Below are 20,883 nucleotides of genomic sequence, written 5' to 3'. Positions count from 1 at the left end.
CTAGTAAATAACTATTTGAAAACATAGAGGTGGGGCGAAATGGAATTAGGCTTAAAGGGAAAAGTAGCAATTATTACTGGTTCAAGTAAAGGGATTGGTTATTATACGGCGATGCAGCTAGTAAAAGAAGGTGCAAAGGTAGTAATTAGTGCACGTGGTGAAAAACAGCTACAGGTGGCCGCTGGATGCATTAAAAATGAAACGGGCGAGGAAGTCTTAATTGTACCGACGGATATTACGAAGGAAAAAGACTGTAAGAGGCTTATAGAACGTACTGTGGAGCATTATGGACGCGTAGATATTGTGATTAATAACGCAGGCACAGCGTCAGCTAATCCGTTTGAAACGGTCAGCAGTGAAGTGTGGCAAGCTGATATCGATTTAAAAGTGTTTGGTGCTATCAATTGCTCTAAATATGCTGTGCCTTATATGCGAAAGGTAGGCGGCGGTGCAATTGTTAATGTAACGGCAGTAATGGCTAAAACGCCTCCTGCAAGTTCACTTCCTACTACTGTTAGTCGAGCAGCTGGACTCGCTTTAACGAAGGCTATGAGCAAAGATTTAGGAAAAGATAATATTCGTGTGAATTCAGTGTGTATTGGTTTAATTCGAAGTGATCAAATTGAGAAGTTATGGAAAAAAGAAGCACAAGATCTTTCGTGGGATGACTACTCTCGTAAAGTTGGTCAATCTATTCCGCTAGGTCGTGTAGGGGAAACGCAAGAAGCAGCTAATGTCATTACTTTCTTAGTGTCAGATGCAGCAAGCTATGTAACAGGGACAGCTGTAAATATTGACGGTGGTTCTGGGCACGCCTTATAGGGAGCGACAAGTATGTCGTTATATTTAGTACCTTTTATTTAAATTATTGCAATAGCGTAAATATAGAAAAAGTGCGCAGTTAAGCGGATTTTGTACACAAGGGAGCAACTCATTCGTGTTTGGGTTGACTCTTTTTTCTATTATTTTTCTAAAATTGTAATAGACAGAAAATTCCTTCAGTTGTAGAATAAGCGTAACAGGGGGGAACGGTGGCGAAATGATGAACGAAAATTTTACTATGATATTGATGCGAGTTGTTCGTATTATTGTCCAAATTTGCATACTTAATATTTTTTATTACATCGGTGTGGGCATTGTGTCTTACTTACACATTCCGCTTCCAGGAAGTGTAATTGGCTTACTGTTATTGGCACTTTTACTCAATTTTAAACTAATGAAAGTAGAATACATTCAAGATGGTGCTGGCTTTTTAATTGGCGTTTTAACATTGTTCTTTATTCCAGCAACTGTTGGTATTATTGATTATCCAGAACTGATGTCAACAACGGGTCTGCTGATTATTTTGGCGGTTATTGCTAGTACATTAATAGCTATTTATGTAACGGGAATACTCACCCAACTGATTGAAAAAAGAGAAGTAGCGAAGAAAGAACAAGCAGTAACTATTGAAGAGGGGAAGGGAGAATTATTTGTTGATTGAACTTATTGTTGTACTTGGTACAATTGGACTGTTTATATTATTTACAAAGCTGTATCAACGGTTTCCCCATCCATTAATAATTCCATTAGTGACGACAACTATTGTCAGTGCAGCTATCTTACTTGTTTTTAATATTCCATATTCAACCTATATGGTAGGAGGAGAATGGCTACAAAAAATGTTGGGGCCAGCTGTTGTTGCACTTGCCTACCCGCTTTATAATCAGAGAGCCATCATTATGAAATATAAAGTTTCTATTTTATCCGGTATCATATTAGCGATGATAACTGGATTAGTAACCATTTTTGTTATGCTCAAATGGATCGGTGTTAAAGAAAATTGGATGCTGACGGCGTTACCTAAATCTTTAACAACGCCTGTTGGCATGCAGGTAAGTGAAACGATTGGCGGAATTCCTCCTTTAACGGCGGTTTTTGTTATGATTGCAGGTTTTGTCGGCGCTATTATTGGGCCATTCGTATTGAAATATGGAAAAATTGATTCTGCTGTCAGTAGAGGTGTAGCAGTAGGAAGTGCCTCGCACGGTGTTGGGCTTGTAAAACTAAGAGATTATGGTGAGCAAGAATTATCGGTTGGTTCGCTTTCTATGGGGTTAACAGCGATTATAGGAGCTTTTCTCTGTCCACTCTTTGTCTATCTATTTTTATAAAAGAAAGCCCTTTACAAGGCATAATGGGCTTGTAAAGGGTGCTAGCATTTTCGCTTGACACAAGCATAGTTAACTTTTTTCAATGATTAATTGAATGGTATGTGCAAGTCCTGTGTGTAGAGTACCTTCATGGCGTATTTGTTCACCGGTAAAGAAATGAATAATTTTATAGGGCTGACACCACATAAGCACCGATGCTGGATTATATAGGAAATTAATATTTTGTGGACCGCCTGTTGCATAGGATAATTGAGACGTGGAATATAATTCCATCATAATACGACCGCCGGGTTTAACCGAATTGACGATGCGTTGAAAAACGGCATGTTGCTGTTCTGCGGGAAAATGACCAAATACCATCACGGCAGCGTCAAATGTTTCTACTGGTAGTTCATCTTGCAGTAAATCTTGCAGTTGTGTGTTGACAGTAACGCCATGCTTTTTTGCTAACTGTGCTGTTTTTTCAAGACCGCTTTTTGCATAATCAAAAGCCGTTACCACATGCCCTTTAGAAGCTAAATAAACGGCATTTCTACCTTCTCCTTCAGCATATGCGGCAACATTAACATACCCCTCTAAAAATTCTACATAGTTTTCTATAAACGCATTTGGCTGTTCGCCATAGACGTATTCAATTGTGTTAAATCGTTCATCCCATGTATTCATACAATTCACTCCCTTTATAAATATTGTAAGTAAAGGACAGCACATAAGCTATTTTTTTGCTTTATACAATTATTAATACAATCTTTTTCAATTTGATGAAAGCAATGCAATAGAATTTAACTAATAGAATGAAAGAGTGTAAATATAGGGATAGAAAAAGAATGGGGATTTCAGGTTTGTAAAATAAAGGTATTTTATGTAAGAATGCTTACAACTGTATGATTCAACTATAAAAAGCTACCCCTTCTAAAATGAAGAGGTAGCTTTGTTTTTTAAATAATTGCTCTGCGTTCTTTAATAACACGAATTGTTTGTAATGTTGTATCTTCGGGTCCTTGAACTGGTAAACCAGCTTCAATATTCATTTGAATATAACGAATATTTTCTTGTGTAATTATTTCCCCGGGAATAAAAATAGGTATTCCAGGTGGGTAGACCATAATAAATTCAGCGCAAATACAATTGTCTGCTTCTGCAAGAGGGACTACTTCTGTATCTGCATAAAAAGCATCACGAGGTGACATTGCAAGTGCTGGAATTTCAGGTACATTGACAACTGTTTCAGTAACAGCAGCTTCTGAATCAAAAGCTTTTGACATACGGCTTAAAGCATTGATGAGAAGATTAATTTCTTTTTTCGTATCTGCTAATGTCACTAAACATAAAATATTGTATAAGTCCGATAACTCTACTTCAATATTTGCATTGTGACGAAGCCATTCCTCAGCTTGGTGCCCTGATATGCCTAAATCTTTTACACTAATTAACAGTTTTAGTGGGTCCATATCGTATGTTGCGGACGAGTGAAGCTTTTCCTTACCTGCACATTTTAAATGTGGAATTTGGTTAATGCGTTTACGCGCATCTTTTGCTAAACGTAGTGCATCCCCAATTAAATCATAGCCATGAATTGCAAGCTGACGACGAGCTGTGTCGAGCGATGCAAGTAATGGGTAGGATGTTGATGTTGTTGTCAGCATAGAAAAGACTGCTTGTACGCGCTTAGCTGAAACTAGTCCTTCACGTACGTTTAAAATTGAAGTTTGCGTCATGGAGCCTCCAAGCTTATGTACGCTTGTTGCAGCCATATCCGCGCCTGCTTCCATTGCTGAGTATGGTAGCTCGTCATGGAATTTAATGTGCACGCCATGTGCTTCATCGACAACGACTGGAATATTACGGCGATGGACAATTTCGACAATGCGTTTTAAATCCGCAGAGAAGCCGTAATAAGTTGGATTAATAACAAGGACAGCCTTGGCGTCCGGATAAGCATTTAAAGCCTTTTCTACAGCTTCCGCCGAAATACCATGAGAAATGCCATATTCACTATCTACTTCAGGATGAATAAAAATAGGAATTGCACCAGCGAAAACAATCGCTGACATAATGGATTTATGAACATTCCGTGGTACTAGAATTTTATCACCTGGACCGACGACGGTCAGTATCATCGTCATAATGGCGCCACTAGTACCTTGAACGGAAAAGAATGTATGATCAGCACCAAAGGCTTCTGCTGCCAGTGCTTGCGCATCCTTGATAGCACCTTTTGGTGAATGTAAATCGTCTAGTGGAGCAATGTTGATTAAATCAATTGATAAAACGTTGTCGCCGACGAATTCTCGGAAAGCAGGATCCATACCGTGCCCTTTCTTATGGCCTGGAATATGGAACTGAATTGGATGTCTGTTCCGATGTTTTAGTAATACGTCGAACAATGGAGTCTCTAATTGTGACAACGCAGGTACCACCTCACTTTTATAATATCTAAGAAAACAAATGAATTATAGCACCTAACGACATGAAAAAATAGACTTTAATTAAAAAAATAAAAGGATTTTTTCGTGATTACGAGAAGATAGTATGGAACGAAAGGAGAGATTCGATGAAATGGGAGACACGTATTACCGAACTATTAAAGATTAAATATCCAATAATCCAGGGGGGATTAGCCTATTTAGCATATGCTGATTTAGCAGCAGCTGTGTCAAATGCTGGCGGTTTAGGGCAAATAACGGCGATGAGTTTACGCGACCCAGACTTATTGCGTGCAGAGATACAAAAACTAAGAACATTAACAGATAAGCCGTTTGGTGTAAATTTTGCCATTGGAATGCATGGCACAGGCTATGAAGATATGGTGCGAGTTGCTGTTGAAGAAAATGTACCTGTTGTCACAATGACAGGCGGTAATCCCGCACCGATTTTTGATTTACTCGCAGGAACAGGCATTAAAAAGCTAGTGCTTGTTGCAGCCCGTAGACAGGCTCAGAAAGCTGAAGAACTAGGGGCAGATGCAGTGATGGTTGTTGGACAAGAAGGTGGTGGCCATCTTGGGCGTGATGACGTTGGGACAATGGTGCTCGTACCTCAAGTGGTCGATAGTGTAAAAATTCCTGTGATTGCGTCTGGTGGCATTGGCGATGGTCGGGGTTGGATGGCCGCACATGCACTTGGTGCAGAGGGCATTGAAATGGGCACACGCTTTATTGCGACGAAGGAATGTGTGGATGCCTCGCAAGCCTATAAAGACGTATTACTCGCGAGTTCTGAGGCAGATACAACGGTGATTAAACGCTCTATTGGGGCGCCTGCACGCGCGTTACGGAGTGACTTCACAGCAAAAATTTTAGAAATAGAGCGTGAAACGCCTACTTATGAGGCTTTAAAAGACTATATTAGTGGCAGTGCCAATAAACGTTTTATTTACGATGGAGAAAAGGATGCTGGTATTGGTTGGGCAGGACAAGTGACGGGCATGATCCATGATATCCCAACAGTGGACGAGCTAATTACAAGAATGGTTGCAGAAGCGGAAAGTATCCGGGTAAAATGGGGACACTAATGTAAAGGTGGTTACGTTCAAATGGAATATTCTTATCCGTTTTCAATTGATTGGTCAACAGAAGAAATTGTCGATGTTGTAAAATTTTTTGAAGGCATTGAACTTGCGTATGAAAAGGGCATTAAACGTGAAGTGATGCTGGCAAAATATCGTCGATTTAAAGAAATTGTGCCTTCACAAGCAGAGGAAAAAACCATTTTCCGTGAATTCGAAGATGCTAGTGGATATGTTAGCTATCCAGTAGTGAAGCAAGCAAAAGAAGCGGTTGATGGTACGATAATCAAAGTTGTACCAAAGCAAAGACGTTAAACATTGGCTTGGAAATAGTGTGCTAGGGAATACTCTAGCATGCTTTTTTTATAAAAAAACAAACCCGCCCTGCCTTCTGGACAGATGTACATAATGGATTGTGAATATTTGTACCCGTTGAAAGCAAAGCGGATTTTGCTAGCTTACTATTTATAATGATATGTTAAAATAATAATTCTTCTTAAGAATTCACTAGCATTATGGTGTTAATTTATAGTTGTCTGCATAAACTACAGCAATATCAATTTATTTAAAAATGTTCACAGATTTTGGATTTTCCAATAATATACACTGACATAGCTCAAGGCTATAGAAAAAACTTTAGCCACAACAAGTGATTGATAATTCTTGTTGTGCAAAATCCTCAACAACCTCAAAAGAAAGTGCTTCAGTCCTTTAGCTTACAATTTACAGAAACGGTTAATGGATAAATACCCCGTCCAAAATTGTTAAACCTTATAAATTTCTTGTAAGATTTTTATACCACATTTTCAAAAATGAATAGGCCATTTTATTTTTCTTGAATAATTTTATAAATTGGAAGTAATGCAGTGAATGTTTCTTCTACTAATTGTTGGAATTGACTAACAGACAATTTTATCGCGTCTTCTCGTGGAATATGACGGCCAACTAAAAATTCCCCTTTTTTAACATCACGTAGACGGATAAGCAATTCATCTAGTTTTTCTTCTTTCGCGTCTTCGATGGAAATTGCCTCTGGTGACATATGATCCCCAGAAACAATATAATCATTCGGAAGCTGTTGTAGCAAGGGTTTGTTGGCTAGTAAACGTTGTGCCATTAAATTTTTTTGCGGTGCTTCATAAATAATAGCAAAGACGATGAATAAATGTGTGCTCCAAAGACCAATCTGAAAGTGAGGCAATGCTTTATAGCCTCTTTTATAAGGAGCAAAGGCAACCCAACTATCATTTGGTGGATTTACCGTTCTGCGGGCGTGTTTAGCAACATGGGGGTAAAATTCTTCTCCAAGATGACTGGAAAAGAAAGCAGAGAAGTTCTCTCCTAGTTTATTGAACTTTGGTCGTACACAAGAATTTAAGGCATCCATTCTTTGTTCTAAACCATTTATTTGAAACACATTAAAATCTTTATTAGTCCATTTTAGTGTAGGCATTTTTAATAACTCCTTTCGATTATAAGGTTTATTTTATTAAAAAAATGGGAAAAAATCTTATAACAAGAACTTTAGCGAATCGTATAAGGTTTTGAAAAAAATAAAAAAGGGACGTGACTTTTATGAAACAAGTCGTAAAAATTATACGTAAAGTTGACATTGAAAAGCAATATGAACGCATTTTACAATTAGAATTAGATTATGAGCTAGCCTCACTCTTCTTAGCGATGAATGAGAAAGACGAAGGTGCAATCGCAAAAAGTAAAAAGCGTCTAGCTGAAATACAGATGGAGCTGGAAAGTTTGCACGCCTATGCGTAAAAAAAAATTAACCCCCATATGAAAATCACTTGCTGAATATTCCGACAGCAGGTGATTTTTGTTGTTATAAAGGGTAAAATAGACAATATACCATTGTTAGATAATGGAGTTTTCATCTTTCTTCATTTGACGCTACACATGCAAAGCTCTTAAAGGGTCACATTGTACATGATGCTCACTCTTATTGTGGAGAGTGTGTAGGCCATTTTACTGTCTAGAACCAGAGTACGTTTAAAGTGTGTAGCTACGGTAGTTTTATTGCTTGAATACCACAGATAAGCAAGTTGTGTGTGACGGGCGTAAATGTTTTCTATATTCGAGGGGTGGGTTTTTATGGATTTAAAGCAGATCGATCAATTTGCAAAAAGTATTATTGTTGAAGCGGGAAACCGTATTCGTAATGCCTTTTCGTATAATTTAGTGATCGAGACAAAATCGAATGCGAATGACCTTGTTACAAATATAGACCGTGAAACAGAATTGTTTTTTATAGAAAAAATTAAATCTTTTGATCCTACCCATCATATTATAGGCGAAGAGGGTATGGGGGAAAAAGTGGAGTCATTAGATGGCGTTGTATGGATTATCGACCCGATTGATGGAACGATGAATTTTGTAAAGCAACATCGCCACTTTATGATTTCAATTGGAATATTTATTGATGGTATAGGGAAACTTGGTTACATATATGATGTAATGCGCGAAGATTTATTTTATGCAATTGCTGGACAGGGTGCTTGGTATAATGCATCACCGTTACGTAAGTTACAACCTGTGACCATTGAAGAGTCCGTTATTGGCATTAATGCACATTGGGTTGCACCCAATCGCCATATACATCATGAAAAAGTCATTGACCTAATTCGTAAAGTTCGAGGTACGCGTTCTTATGGCTCTGCAGCAATGGAAATTGCCTTTGTTGTTAGTGGAAAATTAGACGCTTATGTATCGATGCGGTTATCCCCATGGGACATTGCCGGCGGAACAATTATTGCAAATGAAGTTGGGGCTATTGCAACCAATTTACATGGACGAACTGTAGATTTACTACATCAAGATACTTTTATTATTGCAAATCCTTCTATTCATCATGAATTATTAGAAAAATATATTGTCCCTTATGATGTATAACTTTTAAAAAACTGTTTAGGACTGTTGATTCCTAAACAGTTTTTTGTATGCGCTAATTTAAATCGAGCTGATAGTATTTTTTCGGACGTCCTCGAGTGGTGGAAGTAGTACTAGGTAATTCAACAGCTAAATTTTTTTCATGCAGTTGTTTTAAAATGCGGTTTGCAGAACGTACAGTAATGCCTAAATGCTTGCTTAGCAGTTCGCCATTGACGATAGTTGTTGCTAATCTTTCGATAACAGCCTCGATTTTTTGCAATTGTAATAAAGGAAGATCATGGGTAACGCTTAATTTTTGTAAGAGCTGTTGTTTTTCGTTATCAAACTGCAATAAAGTCCCGTTTAGCAACGGACCAATTTCTTTTTCATGTTCAATAATATAGCCTTGCGTTTCCTTGGAAGAGCAGAGCGTAGCAGCCCTTTTTGCGTATTTCTGACTTTCAGTTAAAGAGTTACCGATACCCCAACCTATTTTTACAGGAAATTGTAATGTATCATCTAAAAAATCTACAAGTTGGCAATGGCTATAATCATCGGTTGTGATTAAAAATTGCTGATAGGTTGTAATAAGGGCCATATAAGAAGCTTCGCGATGCACGATAAAGGTGCTTGCATAGCGTTGCTTAAAATCTAAAATGGCTTTATATAAAGCAATTTGTCGATATTCCAATTCATCGATATTGGATTTATCAATCGGAATTAAAATATGGACAACGACTACTTTATTTTGCTCAAGTTGTCGAAGCTGAAGCTGATTGACCAACTGATCTAATGTTAATTGCATAGCATGGAGTGATGGGTGAAACGCGATAAACGGTATATTTAGCTGTGCCAATCGCTCGCGCATTTCTGCAATGCGCGTAAAGCTTAAATCTACTTTATTGTCGCGATGTAACTGAATATGCCAATTAGCAGCCTTCTCAACAATATCGTTGCTTGCGAACTCGTTCATTGTTTGACTAAATAGATAGGGCTGTCTACCGATTGACCATTCATGAATGCCGAGGTATTCATTCTCTTCATAACAAAAATCAATGGCAATCCGATTCATAGCAATTGTATTGTCATAAAATAACTCCGTTAAGACACGGTAAAAATCTCGCTCTGAAATATCAAAATAGAGCATGGGGATAGCCGTGTTTGGAAAATATGTTTGCGAAAAAAAGTATGGGATTTGCCCGCTAAAAAGTGCACCATCTCCAGCTAGTAAATGTTGCTGTAGCAGCGCATTTAAATGCTCAAAATCTGTGTAGGGATGGTAATGGAAATGGCAAAAAGATGGCTTGATTTTCTCTAGTTGCGTTACCCATGAGAGAGATAGTTTAGCGGTGAAAACATTAATTTTATACATAGAGTAAGCTCCTTAACTATAAATTAAATATTGAAAATATTCTAAAAATATGGTTTCTTTGTATTAAGGACACATGCTATCAATGTCTTAAATGAGGATTAAGATGAATAGCACAAGTCGAATAACACAGAGAAGGAGAGGGGCTTATGCAAAAAAATTTAGACACAGTAAAAAAATCTTGGATTGATAGAATGCTAGATAGCATTGAAAAGGCAGGTAATAAACTACCAGACCCCATTACGCTATTTATTATTTTAGCAGGTATTGTGCTTGTTTTATCATGGATATTATCGATGTTTGGTGTTTCAGCAGTTCAACCAGGCACTGAAGATGTTATTCAAGTAAAAAATCTGCTAAGTCAAGAAGGTCTTATTTTAATATTAACGCAAATGGTATCAACATTTACAGGCTTCGCTCCTTTGGGATTAGTGATTGTGACAATGATTGGTATTGGTTTAGCCGAGCAAACAGGGCTTATATCTGCCGTAATGAAAAAGCTAGTGCTGTCAGCTCCGACAAAATTAATCGTGCCATTTATTATTTTCACAGGTTTAGTGGGGAATCTAGCTGCCGATGCAGCGTTCATTATTTTACCGCCAATTGCAGCGATGATTTTTATGAGCATTGGTCGAAACCCACTAGCAGGTTTAATTATTACATATGCCGCAGTAGCTGGAGGCTTTAGTGCCAATATTTTAATTAGTTCGCTTGATGTATTGTTATTGGGAATTACGGAATCATCAGCACAGATTGCAGATTCTGGCTACACAGGTCGAGCAACGATGAACTATTATTTTTTAATTGCTTCGACATTTTTACTAATTGGGATTGGTACGTGGGTTGCCAAAAAGTTTACTGAGCCTCGCTTTGGTAAGTTTGAAGGCAAGGTTGAAATGTTAGAACCGCTAACTGCTTTAGAAAAGCGTGGTTTACGATGGGCAGGACTGGTGACAGTCATTTATAGTGCAGTTATTGCATTTACGGTCATTCCGTCTAACGGTCTTTTACGTGATCCGGAAACAGGGGGCTTTTTAAATTCACCATTTATGTCAGGTATTGTGCCGATTATGTTATTCTTCTTCCTTTTACCAGGTCTTGCCTATGGCATTGCGGCAAAAGAAGTGAAAAATGACAAGGAAGTGGCTGAGAAAATTTTTAAATCGATTGCGGATATGGCTCCATTTATTGTTTTAGCATTTGCCGCTTCACAAATGATTGCCTTTTTTAACTGGAGTAATATCGGTGCTATTTTAGCCATTAAAGGAGCGGAACTTTTACAAGCATTAAATTTTACAGGTTTACCAATGATGATAGGATTTGTTTTAATATGTGCTTTCGTTAACTTACTTATCGCCAGCGCTTCTGCGAAGTGGGCTTTACTTGCGCCAATTTTCGTTCCAATGTTCCTTTACTTAGGCTATTCCCCTGCTGTTACGCAAATGGCCTATCGAGTAGGAGACTCTATTACCAATCCAATTACACCAATGCTACCGTATTTTGCTATTTTGCTATCGTTTGCCAAACGCTACGATAAAAATATCGGTATGGGGACACTAATTTCCGCGTTACTACCGTTCTCTGTGTTCTTTGCAATCGGTTGGATTATACTGTTCGCCATTTGGTTCCTACTTGGTTTACCACTAGGACCTGGAGATTATATATACTTAAAATAAGGGGTGTTACTAATGGCAGTATTACAGCAAGAGCAGTTAGTTGATTTATTAAAACGATATGAAGAGGAAATGATTCAACTTCGTCGTCATTTTCATGAAAATCCCGAGCTTTCCTTTGAAGAAATTGAAACACCGAAAACGATTGCTGCATTTCATCGTGCTTTAGGGCATGAAGTACGTGAAGGTGTTGGGGGTAACGGTGTTGTAGCGAAGTTAGTTGGTGCTAAGGCAGGAAAAACGGTGGCATTACGTGCAGACTTTGATGCTTTAGCTATTACAGAAGAAACAGGTCTGCCATTCCAATCAAAAATAAAAGGGCGCATGCATGCATGTGGTCATGATGGACATACAGCTTCATTATTAATTTTGGCGAAGGCATTAAATCAAATGAAAGAAAACTTAGCGGGGACAATTGTCTTTATTCATCAACATGCAGAGGAGCTTGCACCAGGTGGAGCGAAATCAATGATTGCTGATGGCTGTTTAGAAGGTGTCGATGTAATATTTGGCACACATTTATGGGCACCAACAGAACTTGGTAAGGTGCAAACAGCAGTTGGACCATTTATGGCTGCGGCTGATGGCATTTACATTAAGATTAAAGGAAAGGGTGGTCATGGCTCAAATCCAAGCGATACGAAGGATTCCATCTTGCTGGCAGCGCAATTTATTACAAATTTACAACAACTTGTAGCACGTCGTATTAATCCATTGCGTCCTGCGGTAGTATCAGTTGGTCATATTGAGGCGTTAAACCCTTTTAATGTCATTGCAGACCAAGTCTATATGAAGGGGACTGTCCGTACCTTCCATGAGGAGGAGCGCGATTTACTGGAGCGTGAAATTGAAGAGCTATTAAAGGCAACTTGTTATTTAACAAAAGCGGACTATGAATATGAGTTTCGTCGTGGTTACCCACCAGTGGTGAATCATGCAGCAGAAACAGAGCATGTGATGGCGTCAGCAAGAAAAGTAGCAGATGTCGAAGCGGTTGAATTTGTTGACCCTACGATGGGTGGTGAGGATTTTGCGTACTATTTAGAGGAAATACCAGGGGCATTTTTCTTTACTGGGGCAAAAAATCCAGCATGGCAAGAAGTGTATCCACACCATCATCCAAAATTCGATATTGATGAACGTTCATTGCGGATTGCCGCCAATGTTTTAGGTCAAGCAACGTTAGATTATTTGGCAAAAGACTATTAATGAAAGCATCACTTGTTTGCTTGCAGGCTGAGGAGATAGTAGCTAAACATTAAACAAATATGTTGTGAAATATAGCCAAAAAGAGGCGTTGTCTATTATGGACAATGCCTCTTTTTAGACACATATAGGTAGTTAGAGTGCAAATACTAACATTAAAGTAAGCCTTGTTCGCGAAGTTTACGCTTCATTTTAAAAGCTGTCATAAAAATGACACAAGTAGCTACAATACCTGCTATTACTCCCCAAATATTACTTGCTGCTACTGAATACCCGATAGAACACATTGCTAGCACAGCTGCTAGTGCATAAATGGCCATTACGATTTTTCCACGATTCATAACCGAGCCCCCTAATTTATAGTAAATTTGTGATTAAAAATATTTTTTTAGAATGATAGAAATTCTAATAAGGACATTTACATCCTTCTTGTGCTATAATATCACAGTTAAACATTCGAAAAAAGAATATGGAGTGGAATAATGACAAACTTACGTCAAGATCTTCGCAATATCGCAATTATCGCCCACGTTGACCATGGTAAAACTACCTTAGTCGACCAATTATTAAAACAATCTGGTACATTCCGTTCAAACGAACGTGTTGAAGAACGTGCAATGGACTCTAACGATATCGAACGTGAACGTGGTATTACAATATTAGCAAAAAATACTGCTGTCAACTATAACGGAACTCGTATCAACATCCTTGATACGCCTGGACACGCCGACTTTGGTGGTGAGGTAGAACGTATTTTAAAAATGGTAGATGGCGTTTTACTAGTTGTCGATGCGTATGAGGGTTGTATGCCGCAAACACGCTTCGTACTGAAAAAAGCGTTAGAACAAAAGTTAACACCGATTGTAGTAGTGAACAAAGTAGATAAAGACTCAGCTCGTCCACTTGAAGTAGTAGATGAAGTATTAGAGTTATTCATCGAGTTAGGTGCAGATGACGATCAATTAGACTTCCCTGTTGTGTATGCTTCAGGTGTAAATGGTACGGCTTCTTTAGACGCTGATCCATCTAAACAAGAAGAAAATATGAAATGTCTATTTGAAAAAATTATTGAAGCTATCCCAGCACCAGTTGATAACTCAGAAGAACCATTACAATTCCAAGTAGCTTTACTTGACTATAATGACTTCGTTGGACGTATCGGAATTGGTCGCGTATTCCGCGGAACAATTTCAGTAGGTCAACAAGTTGCTCTGATGAAATTAGACGGTACAGTGAAAAACTTCCGTGTAACAAAAATCTTTGGTTTCTTCGGCTTAAAACGTGAAGAAGTTGAGACAGCAAAAGCTGGTGACTTAATCGCCGTTTCTGGTATGGAAGATATCAACGTAGGAGAAACAGTTTGCCCTGTTGAACATCAAGAAGCGCTTACGCCTTTACGTATCGATGAGCCAACTTTACAAATGACTTTCTTAGTAAACAATTCTCCATTTGCAGGTCGTGAAGGGAAATGGGTTACTTCTCGTAAAGTAGAAGAGCGTTTACGTGCGCAATTACAAACAGACGTATCTTTACGCGTTGAAGATACTGATTCTCCAGATGCTTGGACAGTTTCAGGTCGTGGTGAGCTTCACTTATCAATCCTGATTGAAAATATGCGTCGTGAAGGTTTTGAATTACAAGTATCAAAACCACAAGTAATCGTGCGTGAAATCGATGGTGTTAAATGTGAACCATTCGAACGTGTTCAAATCGATGTACCTGAAGAAAATGTTGGTTCTATTATTGAATCTATTGGTACTCGTAAAGGTGAAATGCTTGATATGGTGAACAACGGCAGTGGTCAAGTGCGTTTAACGTTCTTAGTACCAGCTCGTGGATTAATCGGTTATACAACTGAATTTATGTCGATGACAAAAGGTTTCGGTATTATCAACCATACGTTTGATTGCTACCAACCATTATTACCAGGGAAAATTGGTGGTCGTCACCAAGGTGTACTCGTTTCTATGGAAACTGGTAAATCAACAACTTATGGTATGATGCAGATTGAAGACCGTGGTACACTATTCTTGGAGCCAGGTACAGACATTTACGAAGGTATGATTGTTGGCGAAAATACTCGTGACGCCGATATCACTGTAAATATTACAAAAATGAAACAAAAAACAAACATCCGTTCAGCAAATAAAGACCAAACGAATGTTATTAAAAAACCACGTATTTTATCTCTAGAAGAAGCGCTTGAATACTTAGGGGATGATGAGTACTTAGAAATCACACCTGAATCAATTCGCCTTCGTAAAAAAATTCTAGATAAAAACGAACGTGAGAAAGCAGCGAAAAAATTAAAAAACGCTGAACAATAATTTTCCGCTGATATGAAAGGGAGAGGGAGTCTTGGATATAAAGTCCGCTTTATTGGGTGAACTAAATGTTATTCAAGTTGCTGCATCAACAAATGCAGAGGAAACAACAAAGGTTTATGGGAGAATGGCTGGTATTACAAGATTTCTATATGAAAATTTACCAAGCTATGAAGTTGCAGGCTATGTTGTATTTCTTCTTGTCTTTGTACTTTCTGCAATTGTCTATAAATTAGGCTTTGCAAAAAAGTTAAAGCTATCTCAAAATATTGTCATTTATGTGTTCCTATTTTTGGGGTGTATTATGTTGACATTTTTCGCGTTATTCCTACCTATGATTGAAGGCCTCATCGTAGCGGCGTTAATTTTGATTGTATACAAAACACGTATGTGGCGAGAAAAAAGAGAAGAGCAACAAGCTGCCAATCAATGATAGTAGCTTGGCTCCTTTACCATAAAACTTACCTTAAGTTTTAAGGGCATAAAAAAAGTCTTAGCATTTATTTGCTAGGGCTTTTTTTCTTTGATAGAGAAAATTTTTACGTCTTAGGCAATCTACCTATGTAAGAATAGCTGTGCATCTATGTTCAATCAATTGAATGACATATGACAAAATGGTTGGCACCTAAATCTTCTAACGTGAATAAGTTAGTCTCGATAGGCTATTTATCAATCAAGGAGGAAATGGAATGCGTTGGCTTAAAAAAGGTTTGTTATTTAGTAGTATTGCTTTGTTGCTCCTTTCATTGGCAGCGTGTAATAAAGCGGAGCTAGAAAAAGTAAAGGTCGGAGAAGTGACGCGCTCGATTTTCTATGCTCCGCAATATGTAGCGCTTGAAAAAGGTTTTTTTGAAGAGGAAGGACTTTCTGTTGAGCTACAAACGATTGCCGGTGGCGATAAAACGATGACAGCGTTACTTTCAGATGGCATCGATATTGCCTTAGTTGGCTCAGAAACATCCATTTATGTAACAGCTCAAGGTGCGAACGATCCGATTCAAAACTTTGCACAATTAACACAAACAGATGGTACATTTTTAGTAGCCCGTGAAAAGATGGATAATTTTTCATGGGAAGATGTAAAAGGATCAACATTTTTAGGGCAACGTAAAGGTGGAATGCCACAAATGGCTGGGGAGTTTGTCTTGAAAAAGCATGGCATTGATCCTACAAAAGATGTAACACTTATTCAAAATATTGATTTTGCCAATATCGCTACAGCCTTTGCTTCAGGAACAGGAGATTATGTTCAGTTGTTTGAACCGACAGCGAGTGTGTTTGAAAAAGAAGGGAAAGGTTATATTGTTGCTTCATTTGGCACGGAATCAGGCCATTTACCATACACGTCCTTTATGGCAAAAAGTAGCTACTTAAAGGATGATGCTAAAACGGTGCAAGGATTTACTAATGCGCTGAAGCGAGCACAAGATTTTGTACAAGAGAAAAGTGCGGCAGAAGTGGCAAAAATAATTCAGCCGTATTTTGAAAATGTTGATGTAGCGTTAATTGAGACGGTGGTCGAACGTTATAAATCACAAGGCTCTTATGCAACAGATCCAATTTTGGATGAAGAAGAGTGGGATAACTTACAAACAATTATGGAGGAAGCAGGTGAACTTCCTCAACGAGTAAAATATGAAGAGCTTGTGAATACAAAGTTTGCAAAAAAGGCTGCAGAGTAAATGGAATTTTTAAAACTAGATCATGTTCACCATAGTTATTTTTCTAGTACGCAGGCAAAGGAAGTTTTAAAAGATATTAATCTAGATATTCGTGAAGGGGAGTTTGTTTCTTTTATAGGGCCAAGTGGCTGTGGAAAAACGACACTCTTGTCCATTATTGCTGGGTTATTTCCTGCAACGGAAGGCAAGGTTTTTATTGATGGCGAAATTATTGCGCCACATAATCAGGCACTTATCGGCTACATGCTTCAACAAGATTATCTATTCCCGTGGAAAACGATTGAGGACAATGTCACCATTGGTTTAAAAATCATGCAGCGGGATAATAAAACGCATAAAGTAACGGCCAATGCGCTCTTACATGAAATTGGTTTGCCACATGTCGGAAGTTATTATCCGAGAGAGTTATCCGGAGGAATGCGTCAACGCGTAGCACTTGCAAGGACTTTAGCGGTTAATCCGAAAATATTATTGCTAGATGAACCATTTTCAGCGCTCGATTATCAATCTAAGTTAAAGCTTGAAGATTTAGTTGTCGAAACATTAAAGGCCTATCAGAAAACGGCGATTCTTGTCACACATGATATTGGTGAGGCAATCGCTATGAGTGAAAGGGTATTTCTTTTCTCGGCTAATCCAGGCATGTTACACAAAGTGTTTGAAATACCTTCTGAGTTACAACAATTATCTCCGTTCGATGTAAGGCAACATCCAGCTTATTCAGATGTATTCCAAACGATTTGGAAGGAGCTGGAGAGTCTTGGATAATACATTGTTTAAACAATATCAACAATTGCTAAAGAAGGAAAAGCGCTTCGTTCGTCTATATCAAATCATTATTTTACTGGTCTTTTTTGGGGGGTGGGAGCTGCTCTCGAGGCTTGAATGGATTGACCGTTTAATCTTTAGCTCACCAACCTATGTATGGCAAACGTTTATTGAAAAAGTAAGCGACGGCACACTCACATTACATGTTGGTGTGACGTTAATGGAGACGATTATCGGCTTTATTGCTGGAACATTATTAGGGACCTTGATTGCAACTGTCCTCTGGTGGTCTCCGATGTTATCCAAAATTTTAGATCCGTATTTAGTAATATTAAATGCTATGCCAAAAGTGGCGTTAGGGCCGATTTTAATCGTTGCACTTGGACCAGGTTATTTTTCGATTATTGCAATGGGTGCTCTGATATCTATCATCATTACTACCATTGTTGTGTACACCGCTTTTAAAGGTGTGGATCCCAATTACAGTAAAGTGTTACAAACTTTTGGTGCAACTCGTTGGCAAACTTTCAAAGAGGTGATTTTGCCTGCTTCTTTTCCAACTATTATTTCGACTTTGAAAGTGAATGTTGGTTTGTCATGGGTTGGTGTGATTGTTGGTGAGTTTTTAGTTGCTTCAAAGGGGCTTGGTTATTTAATTATTTATGGCTTCCAAGTATTTAACTTTAATCTTGTCCTTATGTCACTGCTCATTATCGCTTTCTTCGCGACAATTATGTATCAAGTTGTCGAATTGCTGGAAAAAGTGATTATCAAAAATAATGGCTAAGTAAAAAACGCAAAACCTGTATGAATAGGGTTTTGCGTTTTGTACTGTTAAATCTGCTAGAGCGAGCGCTTTTTAAATTGTATGAGTGCCTGGCACTTAAAATTCTTTGTCCATTTGTGGTGAGGTACGGTAAAAGCGGAAATTTCCCGTTTCAATACGTGCCACCGTATTTTCCTTAATTCGATCATGGCATGTGTCGCACATATACGTATGAATCGGACGATTACGCAGTTTTTTTGCTAACGGTAAATCATCATCTAACTGGTTAATAGTATCGCAAATGACACATTTTACGCGCATCGCATTCCCTCCCTATTCCGCACGAATGGCTAACACATTTTTAATAGGGCTGTCTACATTGGAGCCGTCTCCAAATAATACATGAACGGGTCCATCTTCGGTTAAAGGTTTGCCATCCTGACTGTATTTAAAAATTAATGTCTGTGCTTCTTCAATTGTAAATGCATGTTCTTCCCCATTTTTGCATTCAATGACGATTGTTGTCGCTTCGGGTTTAACTTCAGCATTTTTCAAGAAGTGACTTAATTCGATACCGAAAGTGCCCGTTTCCATCCCTTTGCGGTCGAATTTTCGTTCTGATTTTAATGTTGGTGGGAAAGTAGCACCTTCCATAATTTCACGTGACCAGTGAGCACCGACTTCGCGCATATATTTTGTATCCGCATCTTCCTCTACTGCACTTGCCTGGAAGTACGTATTTAAGTCTAATTTACGATCGTCAAAAATCCAAACCGTTGGATCTAATGTTAGTTGATACGAAACTGCACCCTTAATAGGAATAATTGTTTCCATAATAGAAATCCTCCTCAAATCTTGTATATCCATGAATTAGTATAACGCTAATGCAAGGAGATAATAAAGAAATATAATTCGGATTGTTTATTTTCCGACGAAGACACTTGCATTTTTAGCGACTAAAAGATAAACTTTATTAAGATAGAATCGAAGAAATATCAGATAATGGGGGCGTCCTCATGGATACGAAATCACAAACTTCCTTTCAAGAGAAGGCTTTGGAGCTTTTAGTTGCTGATGCAGACAAAATTGCTCGCCTCATTCGAGTACAAATGGATCATTTAACGATGCCACAATGCCCTTTATATGAAGAAGTATTAGATACACAAATGTTCGGCCTTTCACGTGAAATAGACTTTGCTGTGAAGCTTGGACTTATTGAACGCGAAAAAGGCAAGGCCATTCTCGATTCACTCGAGAAGGAACTTTCTGTACTACATGACGCGTATACAGACAAATAAAAAGAAAAAACTCAAACGCTGCTTGCGATTTGAGTTTTTTTTCTAGAACGAGGTTTTCCAATGAAACAATACTTAAAACGATATGCTCAAAATTTTGATTACCCATTATTTTTAACGTTTTTGTTGTTAAGTTTATTTGGCTTAGTAATGATTTATAGCTCAAGTATGATGGTGGCAATCGTCCACAAAGAACAAGCACCCGATTATTTTTATCAAAAACAACTTATTAACTTAGCAGTCGCGTCTTTAGGATTTGTGGCCGCAGCATTTTTCCCTTATAAGCATTATGCAAATAAGAATATTATGTTGTTACTGACGATTGTGTTAATTGTGCTTTTTACATGGGTAAAAGTAGCTGGTAATGGGGCAGACGAGGTAGGCTCTCAAAGTTGGATTAGGGTACCAGGATTGGGGAATTTTCAGCCTTCCGAATATGCGAAACTATTTATAATTTTATATTTTGCAGCAGCATTTTATCGGAAATCTCAAAAGTATACATTTGAAAAGCTTCAGCCGACAGAGATTTTTTATCCAATTTTCCTTTGGATACTTGTTGTAGCTGGTGTAGCCTTTGAAACAGATTTAGGGGCAGTTATTATTTTATGCGGTATCGCTGTATCTGTGGTCGCAGCAAGTGGTATTCCTTTTAAAACGTTTTGGAAGTTTTTTGGTGTGTTAGGTGCATTTGGTACAGCTATTCTAGGCATGCTCTGGCTATTTAAAGGTGAATTATTAAAAGGGAACCGTAAAGGACGTATCGAATCTTATTTTAATCCATTTGAATTTGAAAATGGAGTAGGTCACCAAGTTGTCAATAGTTATTATGCAATTGGCGGTGGCGGTCTAGAAGGTAGAGGACTCGGTCAATCTATTCAAAAATTAGGTTATTTGCCTGAGCCACAAACCGATTTTATTATGGCGATTGTAATGGAGGAACTTGGTGTTTGGGGAGTTCTAATCGTCTTAGGTGGTTTAGGATTTATTGTATATAAAGGTTTTTCCATTGCATTGCGAACAAAAGATCCACTAGCACGTATGATTGCTGCTGGGATTGCGAGCTGGATTGCCTGGCAATCGTTTATTAATCTTGGGGGTGTAACCGGGTTAATCCCGTTAACCGGTGTCACGCTGCCTTTCATTAGTTACGGCGGGACATCTATAATTTTGCTATCTTTAGCTATGGGGATATTGATTAATGTTTCCATGTTCGAAAAGGTAGAAAGAAGGAAATCACAAACATAAGGGGGATACCT

Annotated in this window: 23 protein-coding genes; 16 read left to right on the top strand and 7 right to left on the bottom strand. The window is 38.2% G+C overall.

From position 1 onward, the window contains the following. Positions 1–39 precede the first annotated feature (39 nt). The 3 genes from FC748_RS13180 to FC748_RS13170 all read left to right on the top strand — a co-directional run bounded on the left by FC748_RS13180 (position 40) and on the right by FC748_RS13170 (position 2,153). Positions 40–822: an SDR family NAD(P)-dependent oxidoreductase gene (locus tag FC748_RS13180; RefSeq protein ID WP_069510347.1), complete on the top strand. Its 783-nt coding sequence runs from the start codon at positions 40–42 to the stop codon at positions 820–822. A 217-nt stretch (positions 823–1,039) separates the two neighbouring features. Next, on the top strand, positions 1,040–1,483 hold the full coding sequence (locus FC748_RS13175) for a CidA/LrgA family protein (protein ID WP_238600109.1): 444 nt from the start codon (positions 1,040–1,042) through the stop codon (positions 1,481–1,483). Next, complete coding sequence (locus tag FC748_RS13170; RefSeq protein WP_108029480.1) at positions 1,476–2,153, top strand: LrgB family protein; 678 nt, start codon at positions 1,476–1,478, stop codon at positions 2,151–2,153. Before FC748_RS13175 ends, FC748_RS13170 begins: the two co-directional genes overlap by 8 nt. 69 nt (positions 2,154–2,222) lie before the next feature. On the opposite strand, the gene FC748_RS13165 is transcribed toward FC748_RS13170, so the two are convergent. Next, the gene (locus FC748_RS13165; protein WP_025218734.1) at positions 2,223–2,819 is read right to left on the bottom strand and encodes a class I SAM-dependent methyltransferase; all 597 of its coding nucleotides are present in this window, start codon (positions 2,817–2,819) and stop codon (positions 2,223–2,225) included. 272 nt (positions 2,820–3,091) lie between these two features. Next, entirely contained in the window at positions 3,092–4,561 is a 1,470-nt protein-coding gene (locus tag FC748_RS13160) for an aminotransferase class I/II-fold pyridoxal phosphate-dependent enzyme (RefSeq protein WP_024362198.1), read from the bottom strand. Positions 4,562–4,707: 146 nt separating this feature from the next. Here FC748_RS13160 and FC748_RS13155 point away from each other — a divergent pair, with 146 nt between their 5' ends. Both FC748_RS13155 and FC748_RS13150 read left to right on the top strand, forming a co-directional pair. Further along, on the top strand, positions 4,708–5,667 hold the full coding sequence (locus tag FC748_RS13155; RefSeq protein WP_108029481.1) for an NAD(P)H-dependent flavin oxidoreductase: 960 nt from the start codon (positions 4,708–4,710) through the stop codon (positions 5,665–5,667). 21 nt (positions 5,668–5,688) lie between these two features. Further along, positions 5,689–5,976, top strand: coding sequence for a UPF0223 family protein (locus FC748_RS13150; protein WP_024362196.1), 288 nt, complete (start codon positions 5,689–5,691; stop codon positions 5,974–5,976). A 511-nt stretch (positions 5,977–6,487) separates the two neighbouring features. On the opposite strand, the gene FC748_RS13145 is transcribed toward FC748_RS13150, so the two are convergent. Continuing rightward, positions 6,488–7,114, bottom strand: coding sequence for a YktB family protein (locus tag FC748_RS13145; protein WP_108029482.1), 627 nt, complete (start codon positions 7,112–7,114; stop codon positions 6,488–6,490). A 122-nt stretch (positions 7,115–7,236) separates the two neighbouring features. On the opposite strand from FC748_RS13145, the gene FC748_RS13140 reads away from it, so the two are divergent. Together FC748_RS13140 and FC748_RS13135 are read left to right on the top strand one after the other, a co-directional pair. Next, the gene (locus tag FC748_RS13140; RefSeq protein ID WP_024362194.1) at positions 7,237–7,434 is read left to right on the top strand and encodes a YkzI domain-containing protein; all 198 of its coding nucleotides are present in this window, start codon (positions 7,237–7,239) and stop codon (positions 7,432–7,434) included. A gap of 333 nt (positions 7,435–7,767) precedes the next feature. Further along, entirely contained in the window at positions 7,768–8,565 is a 798-nt protein-coding gene (locus FC748_RS13135) for an inositol monophosphatase family protein (RefSeq protein ID WP_024362193.1), read from the top strand. A 52-nt stretch (positions 8,566–8,617) separates the two neighbouring features. Here the strand turns inward: FC748_RS13135 and FC748_RS13130 are convergent, their stop codons facing one another. Beyond that, positions 8,618–9,916, bottom strand: coding sequence for a hypothetical protein (locus FC748_RS13130; protein ID WP_024362192.1), 1,299 nt, complete (start codon positions 9,914–9,916; stop codon positions 8,618–8,620). 146 nt (positions 9,917–10,062) lie between these two features. Between FC748_RS13130 and FC748_RS13125 the strand changes: the two genes are divergently transcribed. Together FC748_RS13125 and FC748_RS13120 are read left to right on the top strand one after the other, a co-directional pair. Beyond that, positions 10,063–11,589: an AbgT family transporter gene (locus tag FC748_RS13125; RefSeq protein ID WP_024362191.1), complete on the top strand. Its 1,527-nt coding sequence runs from the start codon at positions 10,063–10,065 to the stop codon at positions 11,587–11,589. A 12-nt stretch (positions 11,590–11,601) separates the two neighbouring features. After that, a complete protein-coding gene (locus tag FC748_RS13120; RefSeq protein ID WP_108029483.1) occupies positions 11,602–12,795 on the top strand; it encodes a M20 metallopeptidase family protein in 1,194 nt (397 codons plus the stop codon). A 152-nt stretch (positions 12,796–12,947) separates the two neighbouring features. On the opposite strand, the gene FC748_RS13115 is transcribed toward FC748_RS13120, so the two are convergent. Then, on the bottom strand, positions 12,948–13,133 hold the full coding sequence (locus tag FC748_RS13115; RefSeq protein WP_024362189.1) for a DUF5325 family protein: 186 nt from the start codon (positions 13,131–13,133) through the stop codon (positions 12,948–12,950). Between the two features lie 141 nt (positions 13,134–13,274). On the opposite strand from FC748_RS13115, the gene typA reads away from it, so the two are divergent. From typA to FC748_RS13090, 5 genes are all read left to right on the top strand, one after another. Continuing rightward, the gene (typA, locus tag FC748_RS13110) at positions 13,275–15,119 is read left to right on the top strand and encodes a translational GTPase TypA (protein WP_025218736.1); all 1,845 of its coding nucleotides are present in this window, start codon (positions 13,275–13,277) and stop codon (positions 15,117–15,119) included. A gap of 31 nt (positions 15,120–15,150) precedes the next feature. Continuing rightward, positions 15,151–15,549 carry a YlaH-like family protein gene (locus tag FC748_RS13105; protein ID WP_024362187.1) on the top strand — a complete coding sequence of 133 codons (399 nt, stop codon included), beginning with the start codon at positions 15,151–15,153 and terminating at the stop codon, positions 15,547–15,549. Positions 15,550–15,805: 256 nt separating this feature from the next. Next, the gene (locus FC748_RS13100) at positions 15,806–16,798 is read left to right on the top strand and encodes an ABC transporter substrate-binding protein (RefSeq protein WP_024362186.1); all 993 of its coding nucleotides are present in this window, start codon (positions 15,806–15,808) and stop codon (positions 16,796–16,798) included. Beyond that, positions 16,799–17,566, top strand: coding sequence for an ABC transporter ATP-binding protein (locus FC748_RS13095; RefSeq protein WP_108029484.1), 768 nt, complete (start codon positions 16,799–16,801; stop codon positions 17,564–17,566). Continuing rightward, entirely contained in the window at positions 17,559–18,353 is a 795-nt protein-coding gene (locus FC748_RS13090) for an ABC transporter permease (protein ID WP_024362184.1), read from the top strand. The genes FC748_RS13095 and FC748_RS13090 overlap by 8 nt, the downstream gene beginning before the upstream one ends. Before the next feature lie 96 nt (positions 18,354–18,449). On the opposite strand, the gene FC748_RS13085 is transcribed toward FC748_RS13090, so the two are convergent. Beyond that, the gene (locus FC748_RS13085) at positions 18,450–18,653 is read right to left on the bottom strand and encodes a YlaI family protein (protein WP_024362183.1); all 204 of its coding nucleotides are present in this window, start codon (positions 18,651–18,653) and stop codon (positions 18,450–18,452) included. 12 nt (positions 18,654–18,665) lie between these two features. Next, on the bottom strand, positions 18,666–19,166 hold the full coding sequence (locus tag FC748_RS13080; protein WP_024362182.1) for a molybdopterin-binding protein: 501 nt from the start codon (positions 19,164–19,166) through the stop codon (positions 18,666–18,668). 182 nt (positions 19,167–19,348) lie between these two features. Between FC748_RS13080 and FC748_RS13075 the strand changes: the two genes are divergently transcribed. Then, a complete protein-coding gene (locus FC748_RS13075) occupies positions 19,349–19,630 on the top strand; it encodes an Fpa/YlaN family protein (protein ID WP_024362181.1) in 282 nt (93 codons plus the stop codon). Between the two features lie 60 nt (positions 19,631–19,690). Next, positions 19,691–20,872 carry an FtsW/RodA/SpoVE family cell cycle protein gene (locus FC748_RS13070; protein WP_108029485.1) on the top strand — a complete coding sequence of 394 codons (1,182 nt, stop codon included), beginning with the start codon at positions 19,691–19,693 and terminating at the stop codon, positions 20,870–20,872. Positions 20,873–20,883: the final 11 nt, after the last annotated feature.

Source organism: Lysinibacillus sphaericus (assembly GCF_005217585.1).
Classification (GTDB): Bacteria; Bacillota; Bacilli; order Bacillales_A; family Planococcaceae; genus Lysinibacillus; species Lysinibacillus sphaericus.
This window is presented reverse-complemented; position numbering and strand designations above follow the sequence as displayed.